The 19,229-nt window shown below is 56.1% G+C and carries 21 protein-coding genes; 20 read left to right on the forward strand and 1 reads right to left on the reverse strand.

Annotation, left to right across the window (positions count from 1 at the left end; genetic code table 11):
* Positions 1-124 precede the first annotated feature (124 nt).
* Positions 125-823, forward strand: a complete 699-nt coding sequence (locus EM595_RS07755) for an RluA family pseudouridine synthase (RefSeq protein WP_067429944.1) — start codon at positions 125-127, stop codon at positions 821-823.
* Between the two features lie 43 nt (positions 824-866).
* On the opposite strand, the gene EM595_RS07760 is transcribed toward EM595_RS07755, so the two are convergent.
* A complete protein-coding gene (locus tag EM595_RS07760) occupies positions 867-1,406 on the reverse strand; it encodes a DUF2058 domain-containing protein (protein WP_067429946.1) in 540 nt (179 codons plus the stop codon).
* Between the two features lie 668 nt (positions 1,407-2,074).
* Here EM595_RS07760 and tssB point away from each other — a divergent pair.
* The 19 genes from tssB (at position 2,075) to EM595_RS07850 (ending at position 19,165) form a co-directional block, all read left to right on the forward strand.
* Positions 2,075-2,572 carry a type VI secretion system contractile sheath small subunit gene (gene tssB, locus EM595_RS07765; RefSeq protein WP_067429948.1) on the forward strand — a complete coding sequence of 166 codons (498 nt, stop codon included), beginning with the start codon at positions 2,075-2,077 and terminating at the stop codon, positions 2,570-2,572.
* 33 nt (positions 2,573-2,605) lie between these two features.
* The gene (tssC, locus tag EM595_RS07770) at positions 2,606-4,153 is read left to right on the forward strand and encodes a type VI secretion system contractile sheath large subunit (RefSeq protein WP_173645361.1); all 1,548 of its coding nucleotides are present in this window, start codon (positions 2,606-2,608) and stop codon (positions 4,151-4,153) included.
* 9 nt (positions 4,154-4,162) lie between these two features.
* Entirely contained in the window at positions 4,163-5,500 is a 1,338-nt protein-coding gene (gene tssK / locus EM595_RS07775) for a type VI secretion system baseplate subunit TssK (RefSeq protein ID WP_162265764.1), read from the forward strand.
* Positions 5,497-6,171 carry a type VI secretion system protein TssL, short form gene (tssL, locus tag EM595_RS07780; RefSeq protein ID WP_067429959.1) on the forward strand — a complete coding sequence of 225 codons (675 nt, stop codon included), beginning with the start codon at positions 5,497-5,499 and terminating at the stop codon, positions 6,169-6,171. The genes tssK and tssL overlap by 4 nt, the downstream gene beginning before the upstream one ends.
* Positions 6,168-7,877: an OmpA family protein gene (locus tag EM595_RS07785; protein WP_067429961.1), complete on the forward strand. Its 1,710-nt coding sequence runs from the start codon at positions 6,168-6,170 to the stop codon at positions 7,875-7,877. The genes tssL and EM595_RS07785 overlap by 4 nt, the downstream gene beginning before the upstream one ends.
* 3 nt (positions 7,878-7,880) lie before the next feature.
* Positions 7,881-8,372, forward strand: a complete 492-nt coding sequence (locus EM595_RS07790) for an Hcp family type VI secretion system effector (RefSeq protein WP_067429963.1) — start codon at positions 7,881-7,883, stop codon at positions 8,370-8,372.
* A 181-nt stretch (positions 8,373-8,553) separates the two neighbouring features.
* Complete coding sequence (locus EM595_RS07795) at positions 8,554-8,835, forward strand: type II toxin-antitoxin system RelE/ParE family toxin (RefSeq protein ID WP_067429965.1); 282 nt, start codon at positions 8,554-8,556, stop codon at positions 8,833-8,835.
* 47 nt (positions 8,836-8,882) lie between these two features.
* A complete protein-coding gene (gene tssH, locus EM595_RS07800; RefSeq protein WP_082691652.1) occupies positions 8,883-11,606 on the forward strand; it encodes a type VI secretion system ATPase TssH in 2,724 nt (907 codons plus the stop codon).
* Positions 11,607-11,843: 237 nt separating this feature from the next.
* On the forward strand, positions 11,844-14,222 hold the full coding sequence (locus EM595_RS07805; RefSeq protein WP_067429968.1) for a type VI secretion system Vgr family protein: 2,379 nt from the start codon (positions 11,844-11,846) through the stop codon (positions 14,220-14,222).
* Complete coding sequence (locus EM595_RS07810) at positions 14,223-14,975, forward strand: toxin Tle1 chaperone Tla1 (RefSeq protein ID WP_067429971.1); 753 nt, start codon at positions 14,223-14,225, stop codon at positions 14,973-14,975.
* The gene (locus tag EM595_RS07815) at positions 14,975-15,502 is read left to right on the forward strand and encodes a Tli1a family immunity protein (protein WP_067429974.1); all 528 of its coding nucleotides are present in this window, start codon (positions 14,975-14,977) and stop codon (positions 15,500-15,502) included. Before EM595_RS07810 ends, EM595_RS07815 begins: the two co-directional genes overlap by 1 nt.
* A 24-nt stretch (positions 15,503-15,526) precedes the next feature.
* Positions 15,527-15,661, forward strand: coding sequence for a hypothetical protein (locus EM595_RS21450; protein ID WP_267913109.1), 135 nt, complete (start codon positions 15,527-15,529; stop codon positions 15,659-15,661).
* Positions 15,662-15,681: 20 nt separating this feature from the next.
* Entirely contained in the window at positions 15,682-15,939 is a 258-nt protein-coding gene (locus tag EM595_RS07820; protein ID WP_067429977.1) for a PAAR domain-containing protein, read from the forward strand.
* Positions 15,940-16,449: 510 nt separating this feature from the next.
* On the forward strand, positions 16,450-17,037 hold the full coding sequence (locus EM595_RS07825) for a Tli1a family immunity protein (RefSeq protein ID WP_067429980.1): 588 nt from the start codon (positions 16,450-16,452) through the stop codon (positions 17,035-17,037).
* Positions 17,025-17,210: a hypothetical protein gene (locus EM595_RS07830; protein WP_067429983.1), complete on the forward strand. Its 186-nt coding sequence runs from the start codon at positions 17,025-17,027 to the stop codon at positions 17,208-17,210. The genes EM595_RS07825 and EM595_RS07830 overlap by 13 nt, the downstream gene beginning before the upstream one ends.
* 209 nt (positions 17,211-17,419) lie before the next feature.
* Positions 17,420-18,007 carry a Tli1a family immunity protein gene (locus tag EM595_RS07835; RefSeq protein WP_067429986.1) on the forward strand — a complete coding sequence of 196 codons (588 nt, stop codon included), beginning with the start codon at positions 17,420-17,422 and terminating at the stop codon, positions 18,005-18,007.
* On the forward strand, positions 17,995-18,180 hold the full coding sequence (locus EM595_RS07840; protein WP_067429989.1) for a hypothetical protein: 186 nt from the start codon (positions 17,995-17,997) through the stop codon (positions 18,178-18,180). Before EM595_RS07835 ends, EM595_RS07840 begins: the two co-directional genes overlap by 13 nt.
* Positions 18,181-18,389: 209 nt before the next feature.
* Positions 18,390-18,974, forward strand: coding sequence for a Tli1a family immunity protein (locus EM595_RS07845; RefSeq protein WP_067429992.1), 585 nt, complete (start codon positions 18,390-18,392; stop codon positions 18,972-18,974).
* Positions 18,962-19,165 carry a hypothetical protein gene (locus tag EM595_RS07850; protein ID WP_067429994.1) on the forward strand — a complete coding sequence of 68 codons (204 nt, stop codon included), beginning with the start codon at positions 18,962-18,964 and terminating at the stop codon, positions 19,163-19,165. The genes EM595_RS07845 and EM595_RS07850 overlap by 13 nt, the downstream gene beginning before the upstream one ends.
* Positions 19,166-19,229: the final 64 nt, after the last annotated feature.

The raw sequence follows: 19,229 nt of genomic DNA on the forward strand, positions 1-19,229 counted from the left end.
GTTTACTTGAACACTAAATCACTCTTTTTTTTCGCAGGATTTCTTCTTCTCTCTTTTAGCCTGGATTCGCCAGTGCTCTAAAAATTAGCTATCATCCGCGCCCATTCTTCTTTCAGGCAGTCTGATGTCAGCCATCATCGATACTTTTATTGCTCCGCCGTGCCATGACAGCATAGACATTCTCTATCAGGATGCGCATCTGCTGCTGATCAACAAGCCCAGCGGGCTGCTGAGCCTGTCGGGAAAAAATCCGCTCAATCTGGATTCGGTGCATCACCGACTGGTGGCGCAGTTTCCCGGCTGCACGCTGGTGCATCGGCTCGACTTCGGTACGTCAGGGATCATGGTGATTGCGCGTAATAAAAGCATCAATGCCGCACTGTGTCAGCAGTTCAGCCAGCGGGCGGTTAGCAAGGGCTACAGCGCGCTGCTCTGCGGACATGTGGTCGATGATGAAGGGATCATTGATGCGGCGATTGCCAGCGATCCGGCGCTGTTCCCGCGGATGTCGATTTGCCCGATTAACGGTAAACCTGCGCGCTCGCGCTATCGCGTGGTTGAGCGCTTCAGCCGCGAAACCGAATGCGGGGCGCTGCTGGCGGTGACGCGGGTGACGCTGCTGCCGGAAACCGGTCGCACGCATCAGTTGCGCATTCACTCTCAGCAGCTGGGCCATCCGATTTTAGGCTGCGATCTGTATGGCGGTTGCCTGCTGCCCGGCACCGAACAGACACCCCGGCTGATGCTGCACGCCAGTGAACTCGATTTTGTCCATCCGGTGAGCGGAGCGCGAATGAACATTCGTCATCCCAGCCCGTTTTAAACAGTAGGTAAAGGTGCGCGGGGCAGTCAGGAACGTGGGTTGCTTACCACATTAAATCATCAGGCACTTTGAAATCAGCATAGGGATCGTCTTCATCCTGCGCTTCCTGACTCAGGGCGCTGTTGAGCACGATGCTGCTGGCGTCTCGTTGGGCAATTTTATCGGCGACGCTGGCCGGGATAATGGCGTACTGGCTTTCGCCGCCGTTCTCAGCCAGCAAACGTGCAATGGCAAGACGACCGTTGATCAGCTGTGCCTGCGTCGCTTTATCGACCGCAATTTTTTTAATCAGGTTGTTATCGGTAAAGTTGAAATCGATATTGCCTTTGGCAACGCTGATTTTATTCATCTCAATCAGCTGCTTGACCTGCGCTTTATGCTCTTTCGATAACGCCGCTTGTTTATGCTGTTCGCTAAGCTGTTTATCCCGCTCCGACTGCGCCTTTTTATTCTCTTCTACCGCTGCCCGCGCCTCACGCGCCTGTACGCGCGATTTCTTCGCCGTGCGCTGCACTTTATCCATTTTTTTACTGGTTACTAATCCCGCTTTTAGCAGCTGCTCTTGCAAGGTGAGCTTGGTCATTTTGGTCTCTGAATCCGCTGAATAATGGCGATGATTATACCTGCAATGGTTGCGGCTTTACCAGGTTGCAAATTTAAGCGGCCGCTCGCGCGTTATGACCCGTTGCGGCATTTATCGGGCGACTCAGGCTGCGCGCATCAGAAGCTGTGACTTGCACCGATACGGGTCGGATGGAAGCTTCACGCTGCATCTACTTGTTGCTGCTTGCTTTTGTTAACGGAAAGGGCACGTCATCTCAGCCAACCGTTGCATACAGGCTCTCAAGCGATCGGTAAATTCGGCATGTCATTTCAGTGATGGTGTCAGTGCAGAGGTAATAATGTTTTGCTCATTTATTAATCTTCTGGCTTAGGTTGGTGATGCGGTTTGCTGATGATGGTAACCATTATGAATAGTTAAGTTTTTGGGAGGCAAATCACATTAAAGGGGGGCTATGACAAGTGTGTGAATTCTGCATGCGGGTTAATTTTTAGGTAGGGGTGGCAAATTTTTAACTATTTCATTCAGCAGTTTACTAAAAATTGTAGGAAATTTCCTATATAAATCATTGTAATTAATGGTTTTTAAATATTGATCATATTAACCATGCTGCTCTATAGTCGCCGCAGTACACACAGGGAAAGTGTGCGTAATGGATGCTTTCCGCGCCTGGGCAGACAAGGAAATATATGAGCAATTCTTATCAAAGTGAAATTCCGAAAGCGCGTATTAACATCAAATTGGATCTTCACACGGGCAATGCGCAGAAGAAAATGGAATTACCCCTGAAGCTGTTGGTGACCGGGGATTTCAGCAATGGCCAGGAACAGCGTGTGCTGTCCGAGCGGCAAAAAGTTAACGTTAATAAGAACAACTTCGACAGCGTGCTGGCGGAGTTCTCCCCGGCTTTAAACATCTCGGTAGAAAACACCCTCGCCGGCGACGGCAGCGAAGAGAGCGTCAGGCTGATCTTCCGCGACATGAAAGACTTCACGCCCGAGCAGGTTGCCCGCCAGCTGCCGCAACTTAAAGCCATGCTGGCAATGCGTAATCTGCTGCGCGACCTCAAAGCCAACCTGCTGGATAACGTCACCTTTCGCAAAGAGCTGGAAATCATCCTGAAAAACCCAGCGTTGAGCGACGAACTGCGTGGCGAACTGGCTGCTCTGGCGCCCGAGAAAGCCTGATCCCCTTCACCGAATGATACAGAGAGAATACTAATGTCTGTTCAAAATGAAACTGCTTCTGCCGCTGCCGCTGCTGCTGCCGTGCTGGATCGTCCCGTTGCAGAAGGGGTTTACGCCTCACTGTTTGAAAAAATCAACCTTAATCCGGTGTCTCACCTCAGCGATCTGAACATCTGGCAGGATAATCAGGCGATGGCTGATGCCAGCATCGACGAGCGAGTGACCGCCGCGATGAAGGTGTTGGTGGAGTGCCTGAATCAGTCAGGGTCCGACGTTGATAAATTAGACAAAACCTTGCTGGATCATCATATCGCGCGGCTGGACGAGCAGATTAGCCGCCAGCTTGACGCGGTGATGCACCACGATGCGTTCCAAAAGGTGGAATCACTGTGGCGCGGCCTGAAGTCGTTGGTGGATAAAACTGACTTCCGCCAGAATGTAAAAATCGAAGTGCTGGACCTCTCGAAAGAGGATCTGCGCCAGGACTTTGAAGACTCGCCGGAAATCATCCAGAGCGGGCTTTACGCCCACACCTACATCGCCGAGTACGACACGCCAGGTGGCGAGCCGATTGGCGCGCTGATCTCCTCCTGGGAGTTTGACGCTTCGGCGCAGGATGTGTCGCTGCTGCGCAATATTTCTAAAGTCGCAGCTTCCGCGCATATGCCCTTTATCGGCTCCGCCGGTCCGCAGTTCTTCCTCAAAGAGAACATGGAGGAAGTGGCGGCGATTAAAGATATTGGCAACTACTTTGACCGCGCCGAATACATCAAATGGAAATCGTTTCGTGAAACCGACGATGCGCGCTATATCGGGTTAGTGATGCCGCGCGTGCTCGGGCGTCTGCCGTATGGCCCCGATACCGTGCCGGTGCGCAGCTTCAACTACGTTGAAGAGGTGAAAGGCCCGGACCACGGCAAATATTTGTGGACCAACGCCTCGTTCGCCTTTGCCACCAACATGGTGAGAAGCTTTATCAACAACGGCTGGTGTGTGCAAATCCGCGGCCCGCAGGCGGGTGGCGCCGTGCAGGATCTGCCGATCCACCTGTACGATCTCGGCACCGGCAACCAGGTGAAAATCCCGTCAGAGGTGATGATCCCGGAAACCCGTGAGTTTGAGTTCGCCAACCTCGGCTTTATCCCGCTCTCTTATTATAAGAACCGTGACTACGCCTGCTTCTTCTCGGCTAACTCTACGCAGAAACCGGCGCTGTATGACACCGCTGATGCCACTGCCAACAGCCGCATTAACGCACGTCTGCCGTATATCTTTCTGCTGTCGCGCATCGCGCACTATCTAAAACTGATCCAGCGCGAAAACATCGGCACCACTAAAGATCGCCGACTGTTGGAGCTGGAGCTGAACACCTGGGTGCGCGGGCTGGTGACGGAAATGACCGATCCGGGCGACGAGCTGCAGGCCGCTCATCCGCTGCGCGATGCCAAAGTGATTGTCGAGGATATCGAAGACAACCCAGGTTTCTTCCGCGTCAGGCTGTTCGCTATCCCGCATTTCCAGGTAGAAGGCATGGACGTCAATCTGTCTCTGGTTTCCCAGATGCCGAAAGCGAAAGTGTAGGGCGGTGGCTTGATGAAAACGGAACAGCCGCTATGGGGCCGGGGCGTGATGATTTCGCCACAGCATTTCCAGCAGCAGGCCGCCTATGCGGCCTGGTCAGCGGAATGTATCGCGCAGATGAGTCTGACTCATCCCTGGGGTGTAATTCGTGCTGAATTTGAGGCAGAGGCTCTGAAGCTGGGGCGGTTACAGGCAAGGCACCTGCAGGTGCGTTTTCAGGACGGTACGCTAATCGACACCAATAACGGTGACGATCTGCCGCCGGTGGTCATGCCTGAAGGACAGGATGCGGTGGTGATGTTGGCTCTGCCGCTGCTTCGAGCCAACGGCGGTAACTGCCTGCAGCCTGAAGAGGTTGCTGAGCGACCGGTACGCTATCGCCAACGCTGGCGAGATATCCGTAATCAGTTTGGCGACGATACGCGTCAGATTGCGGTGATTAAACCTGAGCTGACGCTGCGCTTCGCCCATCAGAACAACGGCGATTACCTGGTCTGCCCGGTGGCACGTCTGCGTCAGGACAGTCAGGGCAACTGGACACAGGACGAGACTTTTCTGCCGCCGCTGCTGAGCGTGCAGAGCAGTCCGTGGCTGTTAGCTCAGCTGGAACAGCTGATGACGCAGCTACGCGCCCGTCTTAAGCGCCTGATGGCGATGCGCCGTGAGAGCAACGAACGCATGGCTGATTTTGCCGTGGCGGATGTCTCGCTGTTCTGGCTGCTCAACGCGTTGAACAGTGCCGAGCCAGTTGTGGGCCAGTTTCTGCGTTTTCCGCAGAGTGCCCCGGAACGTTTATATCCGGAGCTTGCCCGCCTGGCGGGCAGCCTGCTGACTTTTTCACTGGAGCATCAGGTCAGCATTATTCCCGTCTATCAGCATGCGGAGCTTAACCACGTTTTTCCGCCCCTGTTCGATCTGTTAAGCGATCTGCTGGAAGCCAGTCTGCCGTCACGCGTGTTGTCGATAGCCCTTGAACATGATCGGCGTCTGCATCAATGGCTGGCCCGTTTGCAGGAGCCGCGCCTGCGCGAAGAGGCCGATTTCTATCTTTCAGTTCGCTCTCCGCTACCGGCGGCGCAGCTGCAGGAACAGTTACCGCGCCAGTGCAAAGTCGGCAGCCCGGACTATGTCACCGGGTTGGTGAATAGCTCCCGACAGGGGATCCCCCTGCAGCCGTTACGTCATATTCCCGCGGCCATCCCGCTGCGTCTGGAGAATCAATATTTTGCTCTCGACCTGTCGCACCCGGCGGCCCGCGAGATGCTGGAAAACGGCAGCTGCATGTTTTACGTGCCGGGCATGCTGGGTGAGCCTGAACTTGAACTGTTTGCGGTGCTTAGGACATGAGCCAGAAAGCCGAATGCGATATTGACGCGCTGCTGCAAAACAGCTGGCTGCAGGTTATCAGCCTGCGCCACGGCCCAACTTTCCGGGAAGGGGAAGGCCAGCTGTTATGGCAACGCTGTGTGACCGAGGTGGAAAACGTTCAGCAGGCGATGAAAGAGGCTGGTTACGACACGCAGCAGTGTGAGCATGTTCTTTATGCTCAGTGCGCGCTGATTGATGAAGCTGTCAAAGGGCGCGGCGAGCAGGACGATGCGTACGTCAAGTGGCGTCATCTGCCGCTGCAGGGGCACTTCCACGGCACGGTGGATGCCGGAGATGCGTTATGCAACCGCATGCGTGCCGTGCTGCGCGAGCCAGCACCGGAAGCGGCTGTGATGATCTGCTTTCAGCGGGTGATGATGCTGGGTTTCCTCGGTGGCTATAGCGACCTTAACGATCCGGAACGCCAGCAACTGGTGCAGTCTTTGAGTGAGCGGGTGCCGACTTCCAGCGGGCAAAAGGCGCAGGCAGTACTGGTCGACAACAAAGCGGGGTTTGGCACCCGCGGCTGGTTATCCAGCTCGCCCTTGCGCATCGGCTTCTCGGTGCTGCTCTTAGCCACCGTCTGGTGGGGCCTGAATCATTGGCTGAGCAGTCTGATCGCTTCGCTACTGCCGGAGTTGGTCAAATGAGCACTGCGCTCCAGCGCACGCTGGCGATATGGATGGTCCTGCTGGTGGCTGCGCTGCTCCTGCCGCTCCCTCACTGGGTTGCCATCGTGATGCTGGTGGCCGGGCTGGCGCTGCTGCTGGTTGCCACGCGAGTAACCCGCCGCCCCGCTCGATCAGAGACGTTGTTCGGTGCGGATGATTTACCGGACGCTGATTATCGTCAGCCGGTGGTACTGGTTTGCGGTGACAACGTGCAGGAGTGGCCAGAAAGCGCTGGGGTACTGACTGTGCCGCACGGCTGTTGGGTGAGAGTAGCAGCGGAGCAGGCGCTGGACGTGATGGTACGCCAGCTGTTGTCATGCCGTCCGGCGTGGGGTAGCCAACTCTCGGTAATGATTTGCATCTCTCCTCAGCAACAGCAGGATCGCGACTTGCTTTCCAACCGCCTGTTGGCTCTGCGCTGGCAGGTTTGCCAGCTGCGACGCGAAACCGGCTATTCACTGCCGCTGGCTCTGTATGTCTGGGTGGGTAGCGCACTGGTCAACCAGGCTCTCTGGCAGGCACAGCTGGCCGGAAAACCCACCAGCCTGTGGTCAGACAATACGCCGCCTTCCTCGCCTGAACGCTGGCTAACCGCGGGCGGCAGCATGGCTCTACAGCAGCAGGTACTGATGACCAGCCTTGCCGATTGGGTGCGGCAGGAGGTTGTCGCGGTGCTGACGGATCCTGATGCGGATATGCCGTGCGCCACGCCCGTTTGTATCGTCCAGGGATTGAACGCTTCACATGATGATGCGTTAACAACGTCGTTGTGGACGCGCTGGCTACAACAGCACACCGCACTGGTGCAGGTAGCGGGCTGGCTGCCGGCCAGTGAAAGCAATCAGGCGCGGCCATCGCTGCTACCGGAAAGCGTTTTACCGCTGCTGCCCAAAGGCCGTGGCCTGACGCCGTGCCAGCGGGCATGCCGCGGCGCGCTATGGACGGTAGTGATGGCAGGTGTTGTTGCACTTTGCTGCAGTGCCTGGAACAACCACCAACTGCTCCAGCGTGTGGCCTTTGATATCGCTCACTATGAACGCATCGCTATGACCGATTACCCACAGAAAGCAGCGGCGATCGGCGTGCTGCATCAGGATGCCGCCGAACTGGATAAGTATGCCCGTCACGGCGCGCCTCTGCGGCTCGGCCTCGGCCTGTATCAGGGCGGGCATTTACGTTTGCCGCTGCTGGAGGTTATTCGCTCCTATGTGCCGCCGCCGCCAACACCGCTCCCGCCTCCGGTGGAAAATCACGTAGAGAGCATCATCCGTCTCGACAGCCTGTCGCTGTTTGATAGCGGCAAAGCGGCGCTAAACCAGGGATCGACTAAAACCCTGGTTAACTCGCTGGTGGGCATCAAGGCAAAACCAGGCTGGCTGATTGTGGTCAGCGGTCACACCGATAACACCGGTAATTCTGCACTGAACCAGACGCTGTCGATGACGCGCGCGGCGGCAGTGCGTGACTGGATGCGTGACACCGGTGACGTTCCCGAAAGCTGTTTTGCGGTGCAGGGCTATGGCGCAGGCCGTCCCGTGGCACCCAACGACACGGCAGAAGGCCGCGCGCTCAATCGCCGGGTCGAAATCAGTCTGGTTCCGCAGGCGGACGCCTGTCGGATGCCTGGCAATACCCTAACGCCATCGCAGGAAGATGGCGTCGATAACAATCTAATGGAGAAGTAACACATGGCAATTCCAGTATATCTGTGGCTGAAAGACGACGGTGGTGCGGACATCAAAGGGTCCGTGGATGTGAAAGATCGTGAAGGCAGCATCGAGGTGGTGGCTCAGGACCACAATGTCTACATCCCCACCGATAACAATACCGGCAAGCTGACCGGTACGCGTATTCATACACCTTTCATGTTCACCAAGGAGATCGATGGCGCCAGCCCCTATCTGTACAAAGCAGTGACCACCGGTCAGACCCTGAAATCAGCAGAATTCAAATGGTACAAAATCAACGACGCAGGGCAGGAAGTCGAATACTTCAACACCAAACTGGAAAACGTGAAGGTGGTGAAGGTCAATGCTGTGATGCACGACGTTAAGGATCCCGCCTACGAGAAGCACAACCATCTCGAACAGCTTGAGCTGCGCTACGAAAAAATCACCTGGACCTACAAAGACGGCAACATCATTCATTCCGATTCCTGGAACGAACGCGCCACAGCCTAAGCCTGATGCGGACAGATCTCTCTGTCCGCATTTTTTTATGCCGTCCGGCGATCGTCGAAGACGGCTTAACACCCTTGGTTGGAAACTGACCTGATGCGCTTTGGTGACAGCGATGGGCGGTAGCGTGCCTGAGCGAAGGCGCACGTAATTTTCTCTCTGAGGACATAGATAAGGAAAAGTTATGCCATTTAGTTTTGATGACGCCGCGGCCAGACAAAACTGGGAAAAAGGAAAGTCTCTCAGCGTGCCGCCTGCCGGCATGCGTAAATATCATGACTGGCGCCGGTATGTGCTTGGCGGAAGAACACCGGCAGATGCGGCAAGACTGACAGGGGATATGAATTATGAACAGCTACGCGGTAACGGCAATCTCTATTCCGTCAGGCTTACCCAGCAACATCGGGTTTTATTCTCCGTTGAGGGCATGACGGTAAAGGTTCTGGAGATTGGTGGTCACTATTGACACTGGCAAATGGCCCAGAGGTGCGGGTCGAAATGGAGAGAGTAGATATGGAGCATTATGCATCGACCCTGTTACGTCGCCTGAACCCGTTCTGTGCCCGTGCGCTGGAAGGGGCTGCCTCGCTGTGTCAGACCCGCGCCCATGCTGAAATCCGCATTGAGCACTGGCTGCTCAAGCTGCTGGAGCAGGGTGAGGGCGATATCACCGTGCTGGCGCGGCGCTATGAGTGGGATATCGATGGAGTCTGGCAGGCACTGCTGGGTTGGCTGGAGTGCGTGCCGCGATCGGTGCATACCCGCCCGCAGCTGGCGGATTCCCTGCTGGCGCTGATTAAGCAGGCCTGGCTTGTCGCCTCGCTGGAGGATGATCAGCCGTACATACGCAGCCACCACCTGCTGGCGGCGCTGACCGACAAGCCGCTGTTGGTCGGCTGTGACGGATTATGGCCGCTGTTGAGCCTGACGCGTCCGCAGCGTGAACGGCTGCGCCCGCTGCTGGACGCTCAGTCCGACGAGCGTCCGGATGTGCAGCAGGCATTTCTTAACCTGACTTCCCCGGCACCGGTCGAGGCAAATGCGCAGGTCAGCCCCGTTAGCGGCAGTGTAATGAGTGAGGCGCTACAGGCTGCGCTGGATAAATTTACCCGCGATATCACCGCCGATGCACAGGCGGGAAACATCGATCCGGTGTTTGGCCGCGACAGTGAAATCCGCCAGATGGTCGACATCCTTTCGCGACGACGTAAAAACAATCCGATTCTGGTCGGCGAGCCCGGCGTCGGTAAAACCGCGCTGGTGGAAGGGCTGGCACTGCGCATTGCCGAAGGCAACGTGCCTGACAGTCTGAAAACCGTCCGCATCTGCACCCTTGATCTTGGGCTATTGCAGGCCGGTGCGGGCGTCAAAGGCGAGTTCGAGCAGCGTCTTAAAAACGTGATTGCGGCGGTTCAGCACTCCCCTGTGCCTGTGCTGCTGTTTATCGACGAGGCGCATACCCTTATCGGCACGGGCAATCAGGCGGGCGGGGCGGATGCTGCCAACCTGCTAAAGCCCGCCCTGGCGCGCGGCGAGCTGCGTACCATTGCCGCGACAACCTGGAGCGAGTACAAGCAGTACTTCGAGAAGGATGCCGCGCTGGAGCGTCGCTTCCAGAGGGTAAAAGTTGACGAGCCGGACGATGAGACCGCCTGCCTGATGCTGCGTGGCCTGAAGTCGCGCTACGCGCAGCACCACGGCGTACACATTACCGACGACGCGGTAAAAGCGGCGGTCAGCCTGTCGCGCCGCTACCTGACGGGCCGACAGTTGCCGGACAAAGCGGTCGATCTACTCGACACCGCCGCTGCCCGTGTGCGCATGAGCCTCGATACCGTGCCGGAGGCAATTACCTTGCTCAACGCGCGTCTCGCCGCGCTGGCGCTGGAAGATCGCGCGCTGCGCGACGACATCGCCACGGGCAGCAATACAGATGACGAGCGGCTGTGTGCTATCGAAGAGAATCGGGCGGTGCTGGAGGGCGAACGTCAACAGCAGGAATCCTGTTTTGCCGACCAGCAGATGCTGGCACAGCAACTGATGGTCAGCCGTCAGAAGGGCGGATCCTATGCCGAGATTACCGCGCTACAGCAGCAGCTGACCGCGCTGCAGCAGCAGAACGTATTGGTACAGATCGACGTTGACGTGCGTACCCTGGCCAACGTGATTGCCGACTGGACCGGCGTGCCGCTCTCCTCGCTCATGAAAGACGAGCAGGCCGAACTGCTGAGCCTGGAAACTGAAATCGGCAGGCGCGTGGTGGGTCAAAACCTCGCGCTTAACGCTATTGCGCAACGCCTGCGCGCTGCCAAAACCGGGCTGACTGCCGAAAACGGTCCGCAGGGTGTGTTTCTGCTGGTCGGCCCAAGCGGCACCGGCAAAACCGAAAGCGCGCTGGCGCTGGCCGACGTGCTGTACGGCGGCGAGAAATCGCTGATCACCATCAATCTCTCCGAATATCAGGAACCGCACACCGTCTCTCAGCTGAAAGGCTCGCCACCGGGCTACGTGGGATACGGTCAGGGCGGCATTCTCACCGAAGCGGTGCGCCAGCGTCCGTACAGCGTAGTGCTGCTTGATGAAGTAGAAAAAGCGCACCGCGACGTGCTGAATCTGTTTTATCAGGTGTTTGACCGCGGCTTTATGCGCGACGGTGAAGGGCGTGAAATTGATTTTCGCAACACCGTAATAATGATGACCTCTAACCTCGGCAGCGACGCCATTATGCAGTTGCTGGCAGAAAACCCGCATGCCACCGAAGGCGAGTTACAGGCGTTATTGCGTCCGATGCTGCGTGACCACTTTCAGCCCGCACTGCTGGCGCGCTTCCAGACCGTGATTTATCGCCCGCTGGTGGCTGGGGCCATGCGCACCATTGTCGACATGAAGCTGAATCAGGTAAGCCAGCGTCTGGCGCGGTACTACGGCCTGCAAACCCTCATTGGCGATGGGCTGTCAGCGGCCTTGACCGCAGCCTGCCTGCTGCCGGATACCGGGGCGCGTAATATCGACAGCCTGCTGAGCCAGCAGATCCTCCCGGTACTGAGTCAGCAGTTGCTGCAGCAGATGGCTGTGCGGCAGAAGCCCCGGCATTTAACGCTCGGTTGGGATGAGGATGAAGGCGTTGTGCTGACATTCGGCGCACCGCAGTTTCTCCCGTTTCCCGCTCAGCAAGATAACGACAGGGCGCCAGATAAGAGGCTGACTAACACGCAGACAGATGAACCCGCATGCTAAAGGGATGCGGGAACGGCGTATTTGCCGGTTAACTGAAAAAGTGATGACGTTGTTGTCATCAACATCGGGCTGTGTGCTGTCGTTGACGCAGGGCATATGCGGCGGCATCCGCAACGCGCTCCCTGTGTCAAACCGGTGACAAACCGCGCGGGAAAGCGTGAACGCTTTGCCACATCCGCGCCTGCGCCATGCGAAATACAACGCCGCTGAACCGCGGTAAAAGAATAAGGAGATTCCATGAGCGTAAATCCGGCCTCTTTTTTTAGCCACAGTCATCATCTGTTAAGGGTGCGCGACTGCATGTCCCAGCCGGACGTGCTGGCTTTTCGTGGTGAGGAGCGCCTCAGTGAGCCATTCCGCTGGCGAGTTGAGTTCACCAGCTTCGACCACGCCATTACCCGTGAGGCAATGTTGATGAAACCTGCCTCGCTGACGCTGCAGGCGCCGGTCGCTCAGGGCTGGGGTATCAAAGTGCAGCAGCCGGTGCGCGTGATACAGGGCGTGGTGACCGGCTTTGAGTGCCTCGGCAGCAGCGCCGACCAGAGCCACTATGCCGTCACCCTGCAACCAAGGCTGGCACTGCTGTCGCGCAGTCGCCAACACGCCATTTATCAGGATATGTCGGCGCCGGAGATCGTCGAGAAAATCCTGCGCGAGCGTCACCAGATGCGCGGTCAGGACTTCGTCTTCACGCTGAACAACGCCTATCCGCGCCGCGAGCAGGTCATGCAGTACGGCGAGGACGACCTGACGTTTATTACTCGTCTGCTGGGCGAAATTGGCATCTGGTTCCGCTTTACCACCGACGCCCGTCTGCACATAGATGTTATCGAGTTCTGTGATGGTGGGCAGGGGCATGTGAAAGGCCTGACGCTGCCTGCCGTACCGCCTTCCGGCATGCACGATGGCGCCGCTGACTCAGTGTGGAATCTCGCCAGCCACTCTACAGTGGTGGAGAAAAGCGTCAGCGGCCGCGACTACAACTACCGTAACGCGACGGAAAATATGAATGTGCAGGTGGACGTTACCGGCGGCGATGACACCACGTACGGTGAATCCTACCGTTGGGCTGACAACTACCTGATACCGGGTGATGACTACAGTCATACCCCGGCTCCGGAAAGCGGTGCCTTTTACGCTCGCCTGCGCCACGAACGCTACCTGAACGGCCAGACCCAGGTGGCGGCGGTGACCAGTTGCCCGGCGCTGGTGCCCGGCTGTGAGCTGACGGTTAGCGGCGGAGCCGATGTCAGTGAGGTGTTTCGCCGTGGCATTCTGGTCACCGCTATCGTAAGCACCGCACGGCGGGACCGCAGCTTTGAAACCGCCTTTGACGGTATTCCGCTGAGTAACCGCTATGGCTTCCGCCCCGAGCCGCCGCCACATCCGATGATGGCTGGCACGCTCCCGGCGCGCGTGACCAGCACCACCGTTAACGACACCTATGGCCATATCGATCGCAACGGGCGCTATCGTGTCAACATGCTGTTTGATCGCGCAGGCTGGGAAACCGGATTTGAAAGCCTGTGGGTGCGACAGGCGCGGCCCTATGCGGGCGACACCTATGGCCTGCATCTGCCACTGCTGGCGGGCACCGAAGTGGCTATCGCCTTTGAGCACGGTAATCCGGATCGCCCCTACATTGCTGGCGTGTTGCACGACTCCGTGCACGGCGACCATGTCACTATCCGTAACTACAAGCGCAACGTCCTGCGTACGCCGAAAAACAACAAGCTGCGCCTTGATGACACGGCGGGTCAGGAGCATATCAAGCTCAGTACCGAATACGGCGGCAAAAGCCAGCTCAATCTCGGTCATCTGGTAGACAGTGAGAAGCAAAGACGCGGGGAAGGCTTTGAGCTGCGCAGCGACAGCTGGGGCACCCTTCGCGCGGGAAAAGGATTGTTGATCACGGCGGATGGACAGCAGAAGGCGCAGGGCCAGCAGTGGGAAATGGCACCGGCTATCAGCCTGCTAAAAGGTGCGCTCAATCAGCTTACAGGATGGGGCTCTGTCACTCAGACTCACCACAATCACAGCCCTGATAGCCACCGGCTAAAAAAGCTGCTGGGCAGCGCAGACCAGCTTAGCGATCCGGTGTTGTTAATGAGCGCACCACAAGGCATAGGCGCGGTGACACCGGAAACGCTGCTGCTGCACAGCGGTAACGGGTTATACATGCAGAGCGGCGGCGAGGTAAACCTCACCAGTGCTCAGCGCCTGTCGGCGAATGCCAGCCAGGCCATATCGTTGCTGGCCCAGAATGAGGGGATGCGTCTGGTATCCGCCAAAGGCCCGCTGGAGATGGAATCGCACGGCGACGTACTGTCGCTGACGTCGCTGAAGGACCTGACGGTTCAGTCTACCCAGGGGCACCTGCAGTTAACCGCAAAAAACGGTATTACGCTGGGCTGTGGTGGAGCATACATTCGCCTGACGCCGCAGGGTGAAGTGGAAATACATGGACCGGGATTGATCAGCCTGAAGGGGCAGCACAATCTGCAAGGACCCGCCAGCGAGACGTTTCCGCTGCCGGAATTACCAGCATCAGTGTGTGAAGAGTGCCTGAAGAAAGCGCAAAAACTGGCGCAGGGCTTTGTCCCAAGGGAGGCGTAAATGACCAATCAATGGATTGAAGAAGTGGCAGGGGCCTGTCGCACAGCAGGCATTGATTACCTGGATGTGATTATCGATCAGGCCGGTCTGGACCGCAGCGTGATCCCGGCGCTTACCGTGCTGGCGCTGGAATGGCAATCGCTCTATCAGGGGTTGCCCGAGGAATTTATCGTTGATGCGGCGCCACTGATTACGCGCGTCAATCTTGATGATGAACAGCAAATGCAATGGCTGCAGGCGCTAAGTCAGCAGGTTCCATTGCTAGGGATTTGCTCTTCCTGGGGTTTTTCTGCTCTGTCTGCCTGGCTGGCGCAATGTACGGATATTTTGCAGGAAGGAAGAGGCGGGATTTTTCGATTTTACGATACGCGCATTTTTCCGCTGCTTTTTACGCACGTGCTCAGTGAAGAGCAGCAACAATGTTTGCTGCGCCCGGCGCTGTTCTGGGCCTGGCAGGACAAGGATGGCCTACCCCGCGGTATGGAAGGGGTGGGCATGCCTGCGTTACGTGGTGAAATAAGCCGCAAAATCGAACTGAGCGATCGCCAGCTTGAATATCTCTGCTGCGTCAGCGATGTCATCATCATGTTAGCCCACCACGCACCACCTGCCGGTGCTTATACCTCACGTCAGGCGCTGTTTTACGACTGCTACCAGGGCATGGTAGAAGCGACAAATAATGGCATTATTCTCGACGATGCCCGCGAAGAATGGGTGATGAACCAGTTGCTCGGTGTAGCGAGGTCCTCCTGATGATGCTTAAAAGCTGCGCTTTATGGACCGCTTTTCTGCTGTTAACCGGCTGCTCACAGTCTGCTGCGGAAGCGCAGGGCGGCGGAGGCGGCATCATTGACGCCATCAACCACACCCATCGGGCGATCAACCACTTCAGCATCAATCGTCAGTCGGGCCTCGATATTATCGGGCCGTACCAGGGCGGCGGCGGCGGTTGCTGTTTCAGCATGCCCGCGCAGTGGAGGCCGGGCATGATGGTGCAGGTAGACTGGGAAACCGGTCAGGGATCATCAGCAGGTTTTCCGGGTTTTGCTGATCGAGAGAAATATGAAGCCTGGAGGGCTAAAATTCATGCCCAAAAACGGCAGCACAGTAAAGCCGTCCCGCTCGCGGACTATAACGGTCAGGATACCTGCGGCATCACGGTGCATTTTCTGCCCTGCGATGAAGTAAAGGTGACAACCAGCTGTTATACCTACGGCAGCCCGGCCTACCCGATCAAAGAGCCCCTCAGGATGACGGAGCCAACAGTATGCCCGACATAACCCAGACTGCCGGGAACTGAGCATTTGCGGGCTTTTACCCGCGAACCAGGTACGCTGGTAGCCCGGCAAAAAGTCGCAGCGGCACAGCAGCAACTGGCGTTGGTGAAAGCTACCATCCCAGACAGCTGGCTGGAGAAAGCCCAGTCGGCAACGGTTTAACTCGGGGATAAGGAAAAACAATGAGCAAAATTATTCGCGAAGGAGACATTCTCCGGGAGTACGGCGGCAAAGTCCTGACCGGGCACTATCTCTGCTTTGGCAAGGGCATTGCCGCCAAAGGGGACCCGGTAAGCTGCAATCAACACGGCATGACTATCATCGCCGAAGGCAGTTCACTGGCCAGCGTGGACGGCCAGCCGGTGGCATTACAGGGTAATCGCTGCGCCTGCGGCTGCACGCTGGTCAGCTCCTTTCCTGACTGTGATATTGCCCAGTGAAGTCTGCACCCGACTATCCCAGCTATAAAAAAAGCGGGCACCGGCGGCGTGCTGGATTGCAGCTACGGCATTAATAATGCTGATGAGCCACAGCCTGTCGGCAGCTACTGTCGTCAAATTGCAGTAAATCTCACGAGTTCCTGCCGCTGGTTATAATTATCCGGACTTTCCGATTAAAAAGCCTTTAAGAATGAATGTGCCGAAAGTATGCCCGAAATAACAATCGAGTTATTCAGGCATCGGCCAAGGTTACCAGAACAGGGAAGGTAACGGATGATACCGCCATACCGCAGATTCCTGCATGCCAGCCTGTTTTTCGACCTTATTGATATTGAGTTTTAGCCGCTATATTTCTTATTAAATAATTGCTGGATATATACCAGTTAAACTCCGATTAGCTGTATTGGTCATCAACTGATAAATAAAAGATCATTCAGCCGTGTCCGTTATTAACGGGCAGGGTTAAATGATTTCAGGAAATAAAACGGAAAGCTAAAAAAAGGAAAAACAATGAAATTAAAACTACCCGGCGTGCTGGGCGCAATATTACTGCTGGCCGGATGTGGTCAGCAGCATGCGGAATATCACGGCGGCGGTGGCACTCTGGAGGCCATCAACCATACCAAAAGGGCTATTCAGTTCAGTGTTAACGGCCAGTCAGGCATTGATATTATCGGCCCCTTCCAGGGCGGCGGTGGCGGCTGTTGTTTCGGTGCGCCATCAACATGGGAGCCGGGAATGACGGTCAGGGTGGACTGGGAAACCTCGGTCGCCTCTGCCAGCATTGATCTCCCGGAAATACCGGGCCCCAAACGTCCCAGTATGAATAACCTGCATGCCGAAACCGGCTCTTTAATACAACGGAAATACAATATTGAATATCTCGCCTGGCGGGAAAAAGTAAAAAAACTGAGCCGCCAGCATTCGCTGACGGTCCCTGTTCCCGATTACACAGGGCAGAAAACCTGCGGCATCACCGTACATTTTCTGCCCTGTGACCAGGTGAAAGTTACCACCAGCTGCGCCGACTATGGTAACCCGCGTCACCCGATTAAAGAGCCTTTGGAGATGGAGGAGCCGAAGGTATGCCCGAAATAATCACCGATCTGGTCTGGTATCCGCCAGAATTTCCCCGCTTAGGCCGGTTACCCACTCAGGCTGCGCTGGTGGGGGCAAACTGCCGCAAGCAGGACAGTGAGGATCAGCGGCTCCACAACGAACTGTGCCTTGCTGCCAGCATGCGCGTTGCACCCTCCGCAGAAAGGTCCTGAATATCAGGCTGCTTTTAATCATACGGTTAATCACGCCGAACTGATTTAAATCGGGTTAAATATTCACTGAATGTACACCGAATAAATTCTGAATAATGTTTTTTCCCACCTGTTCATAAATAGAAAGATCATTCAGCCGTGTCCGTTATTAACGGGCACCGTTAAATGATTTCAGGAAATAAAACGTAAATCCAAAAAAAGGAAAAACAATGAAATTAAAACTACCCGGCGTACTGGGCGCAATATTACTGCTGGCGGGATGTGGTCAGCAGCATGCGGAATATCACGGCGGCGGTGGCACTCTGGAGGCCATCAACCATACCAAATGGGCTATTCAGTTCAGTGTTAACGGCCAGTCAGGCATCGATATTATCGGCCCCTTCCAGGGCGGCGGTGGCGGCTGTTGTTTCGGTGCGCCATCAACATGGGAGCCGGGAATGACGGTCAGGGTGGACTGGGAAACCTCGGTCGCCTCTGCCAGCATTGATCTCCCGGAAATACCGGGCCCCAAACGTCCCAATCTGGATAACCTGGATGCCGAAACCGGCTCTTTAATACAACGGAAATATAATACTGAATATCTCGCCTGGCGGGAAAAAGTAAAAAAACTGAGCCGCCAGCATTCGCTGACGGTCCCTGTTCCTGACTACACTGGTCAGAAAACCTGTGGAATGGTTGTACATTTTCTGCCCTGTGACCAGGTGAAGGTTACCACCAGCTGCTCTCGTTATGGTTATCCGGACTACCCGATTAAAGAGCCTTTGGAGATGGAGGCACCGAAAGTATGCCCGAAATAATCACCGATCTGGTCTGGTATCCGCCGCAGTTCCCGGAGCAGGGCAGGCTGCCTTCACAGGCTGCGCTGGTGGGGGCAAACTGCCGTAAACAGGACAGTGAGGATCAGCGGCTCCACAACGAACTGTGCCTTGCTGCCAAAAGGCATGTTGCACCCTCCGCAGAAAGGTCCTGAATATCAGCCTGCTTTTAATCATACGGTTAATCACGCCGAACTGATTTAAATCGGGTTAAATATTCACTGAATGTACACCGAATAAATTCTGAATAATGATTTTTCCCACCTGTTCATAAATAGAAAGATCATTCAGCCGTGTCCGTTATTAACGGGCACCGTTAAATGATTTCAGGAAATAAAACGTAAATCCAAACAAAGGAAAGGCAATGAAATTAAAACTACCCGGCGTACTGGGCGCAATATTACTGCTGGCGGGATGCGGTCAGCAGCATGCGGAATATCACGGCGGCGGTGGCACCCTGGAGGCCATCAACCATACCAAATGGGCTATTCAGTTCAGTGTTAACGGCCAGTCAGGCATTGATATTATCGGCCCCTTCCAGGGCGGCGGCGGCGGCTGTTGTTTCGGTGCGCCATCAACATGGGAGCCGGGAATGACGGTCAGGGTGGACTGGGAAACCTCGGTCGCTTTTGCCAGCGATGTCCCGGAAATACCGAAACCCAAACGTCCCAATCTGGATAACCTGGATGCCGAAACCGGCTCTTTAATACAACGGAAATACAATATTGAATATCTCGCCTGGTGGGAAAAAGTAAAAAAACTGAGCCGCCAGCATTCGCTGACGGTCCCTGTTCCTGACTACACCGGTCAGAAAACCTGCGGCATCACCGTACACTTTCTGCCCTGTGACCAGGTGAAGGTTACCACCAGCTGCGCCGACTATGGTAACCCGCGTCACCCGATTAAAGAGCCTTTAGAGATGGAGGCGCCAAAGGTATGCCCGAAATAATCACCGATCTGGTCTGGTATCCGCCGCAGTTCCCGGAGCAGGGCAGGCTGCCTTCACAGGCTGCGCTGGTGGGGGCAAACTGCCGTAAGCAGGACAGTGAGGATCAGCGGTTCCACAACGAACTGTGCCTTGCTGCCAGCATGCGCGTTGCACCCTCCGCAGAAAGGTCCTGCATATCAGGCTGCTTTTAATCATACGGTTAATCACGCCGAACTAATTTAAATCGGGTTAAATATTCACTGAATGTACACCGAA

Origin of the sequence: Duffyella gerundensis (assembly GCF_001517405.1) — a bacterium.
Taxonomy (GTDB): Bacteria; Pseudomonadota; Gammaproteobacteria; order Enterobacterales; family Enterobacteriaceae; genus Duffyella; species Duffyella gerundensis.

Coding starts and splice junctions, on each gene's coding strand:
- EM595_RS07755 (WP_067429944.1), top strand. CDS start 125: ATGTCAGCCATCATCGATACTTTTATTGCTCCGCCGTGCCATGACAGC.
- EM595_RS07760 (WP_067429946.1), bottom strand. CDS start 1,406: ATGACCAAGCTCACCTTGCAAGAGCAGCTGCTAAAAGCGGGATTAGTA.
- tssB (WP_067429948.1), top strand. CDS start 2,075: ATGAGCAATTCTTATCAAAGTGAAATTCCGAAAGCGCGTATTAACATC.
- tssC (WP_173645361.1), top strand. CDS start 2,606: ATGTCTGTTCAAAATGAAACTGCTTCTGCCGCTGCCGCTGCTGCTGCC.
- tssL (WP_067429959.1), top strand. CDS start 5,497: ATGAGCCAGAAAGCCGAATGCGATATTGACGCGCTGCTGCAAAACAGC.
- EM595_RS07785 (WP_067429961.1), top strand. CDS start 6,168: ATGAGCACTGCGCTCCAGCGCACGCTGGCGATATGGATGGTCCTGCTG.
- EM595_RS07790 (WP_067429963.1), top strand. CDS start 7,881: ATGGCAATTCCAGTATATCTGTGGCTGAAAGACGACGGTGGTGCGGAC.
- EM595_RS07795 (WP_067429965.1), top strand. CDS start 8,554: ATGCCATTTAGTTTTGATGACGCCGCGGCCAGACAAAACTGGGAAAAA.
- tssH (WP_082691652.1), top strand. CDS start 8,883: ATGGAGCATTATGCATCGACCCTGTTACGTCGCCTGAACCCGTTCTGT.
- EM595_RS07805 (WP_067429968.1), top strand. CDS start 11,844: ATGAGCGTAAATCCGGCCTCTTTTTTTAGCCACAGTCATCATCTGTTA.
- EM595_RS07810 (WP_067429971.1), top strand. CDS start 14,223: ATGACCAATCAATGGATTGAAGAAGTGGCAGGGGCCTGTCGCACAGCA.
- EM595_RS07815 (WP_067429974.1), top strand. CDS start 14,975: ATGATGCTTAAAAGCTGCGCTTTATGGACCGCTTTTCTGCTGTTAACC.
- EM595_RS07820 (WP_067429977.1), top strand. CDS start 15,682: ATGAGCAAAATTATTCGCGAAGGAGACATTCTCCGGGAGTACGGCGGC.
- EM595_RS07825 (WP_067429980.1), top strand. CDS start 16,450: ATGAAATTAAAACTACCCGGCGTGCTGGGCGCAATATTACTGCTGGCC.
- EM595_RS07830 (WP_067429983.1), top strand. CDS start 17,025: ATGCCCGAAATAATCACCGATCTGGTCTGGTATCCGCCAGAATTTCCC.
- EM595_RS07835 (WP_067429986.1), top strand. CDS start 17,420: ATGAAATTAAAACTACCCGGCGTACTGGGCGCAATATTACTGCTGGCG.
- EM595_RS07840 (WP_067429989.1), top strand. CDS start 17,995: ATGCCCGAAATAATCACCGATCTGGTCTGGTATCCGCCGCAGTTCCCG.
- EM595_RS07845 (WP_067429992.1), top strand. CDS start 18,390: ATGAAATTAAAACTACCCGGCGTACTGGGCGCAATATTACTGCTGGCG.
- EM595_RS07850 (WP_067429994.1), top strand. CDS start 18,962: ATGCCCGAAATAATCACCGATCTGGTCTGGTATCCGCCGCAGTTCCCG.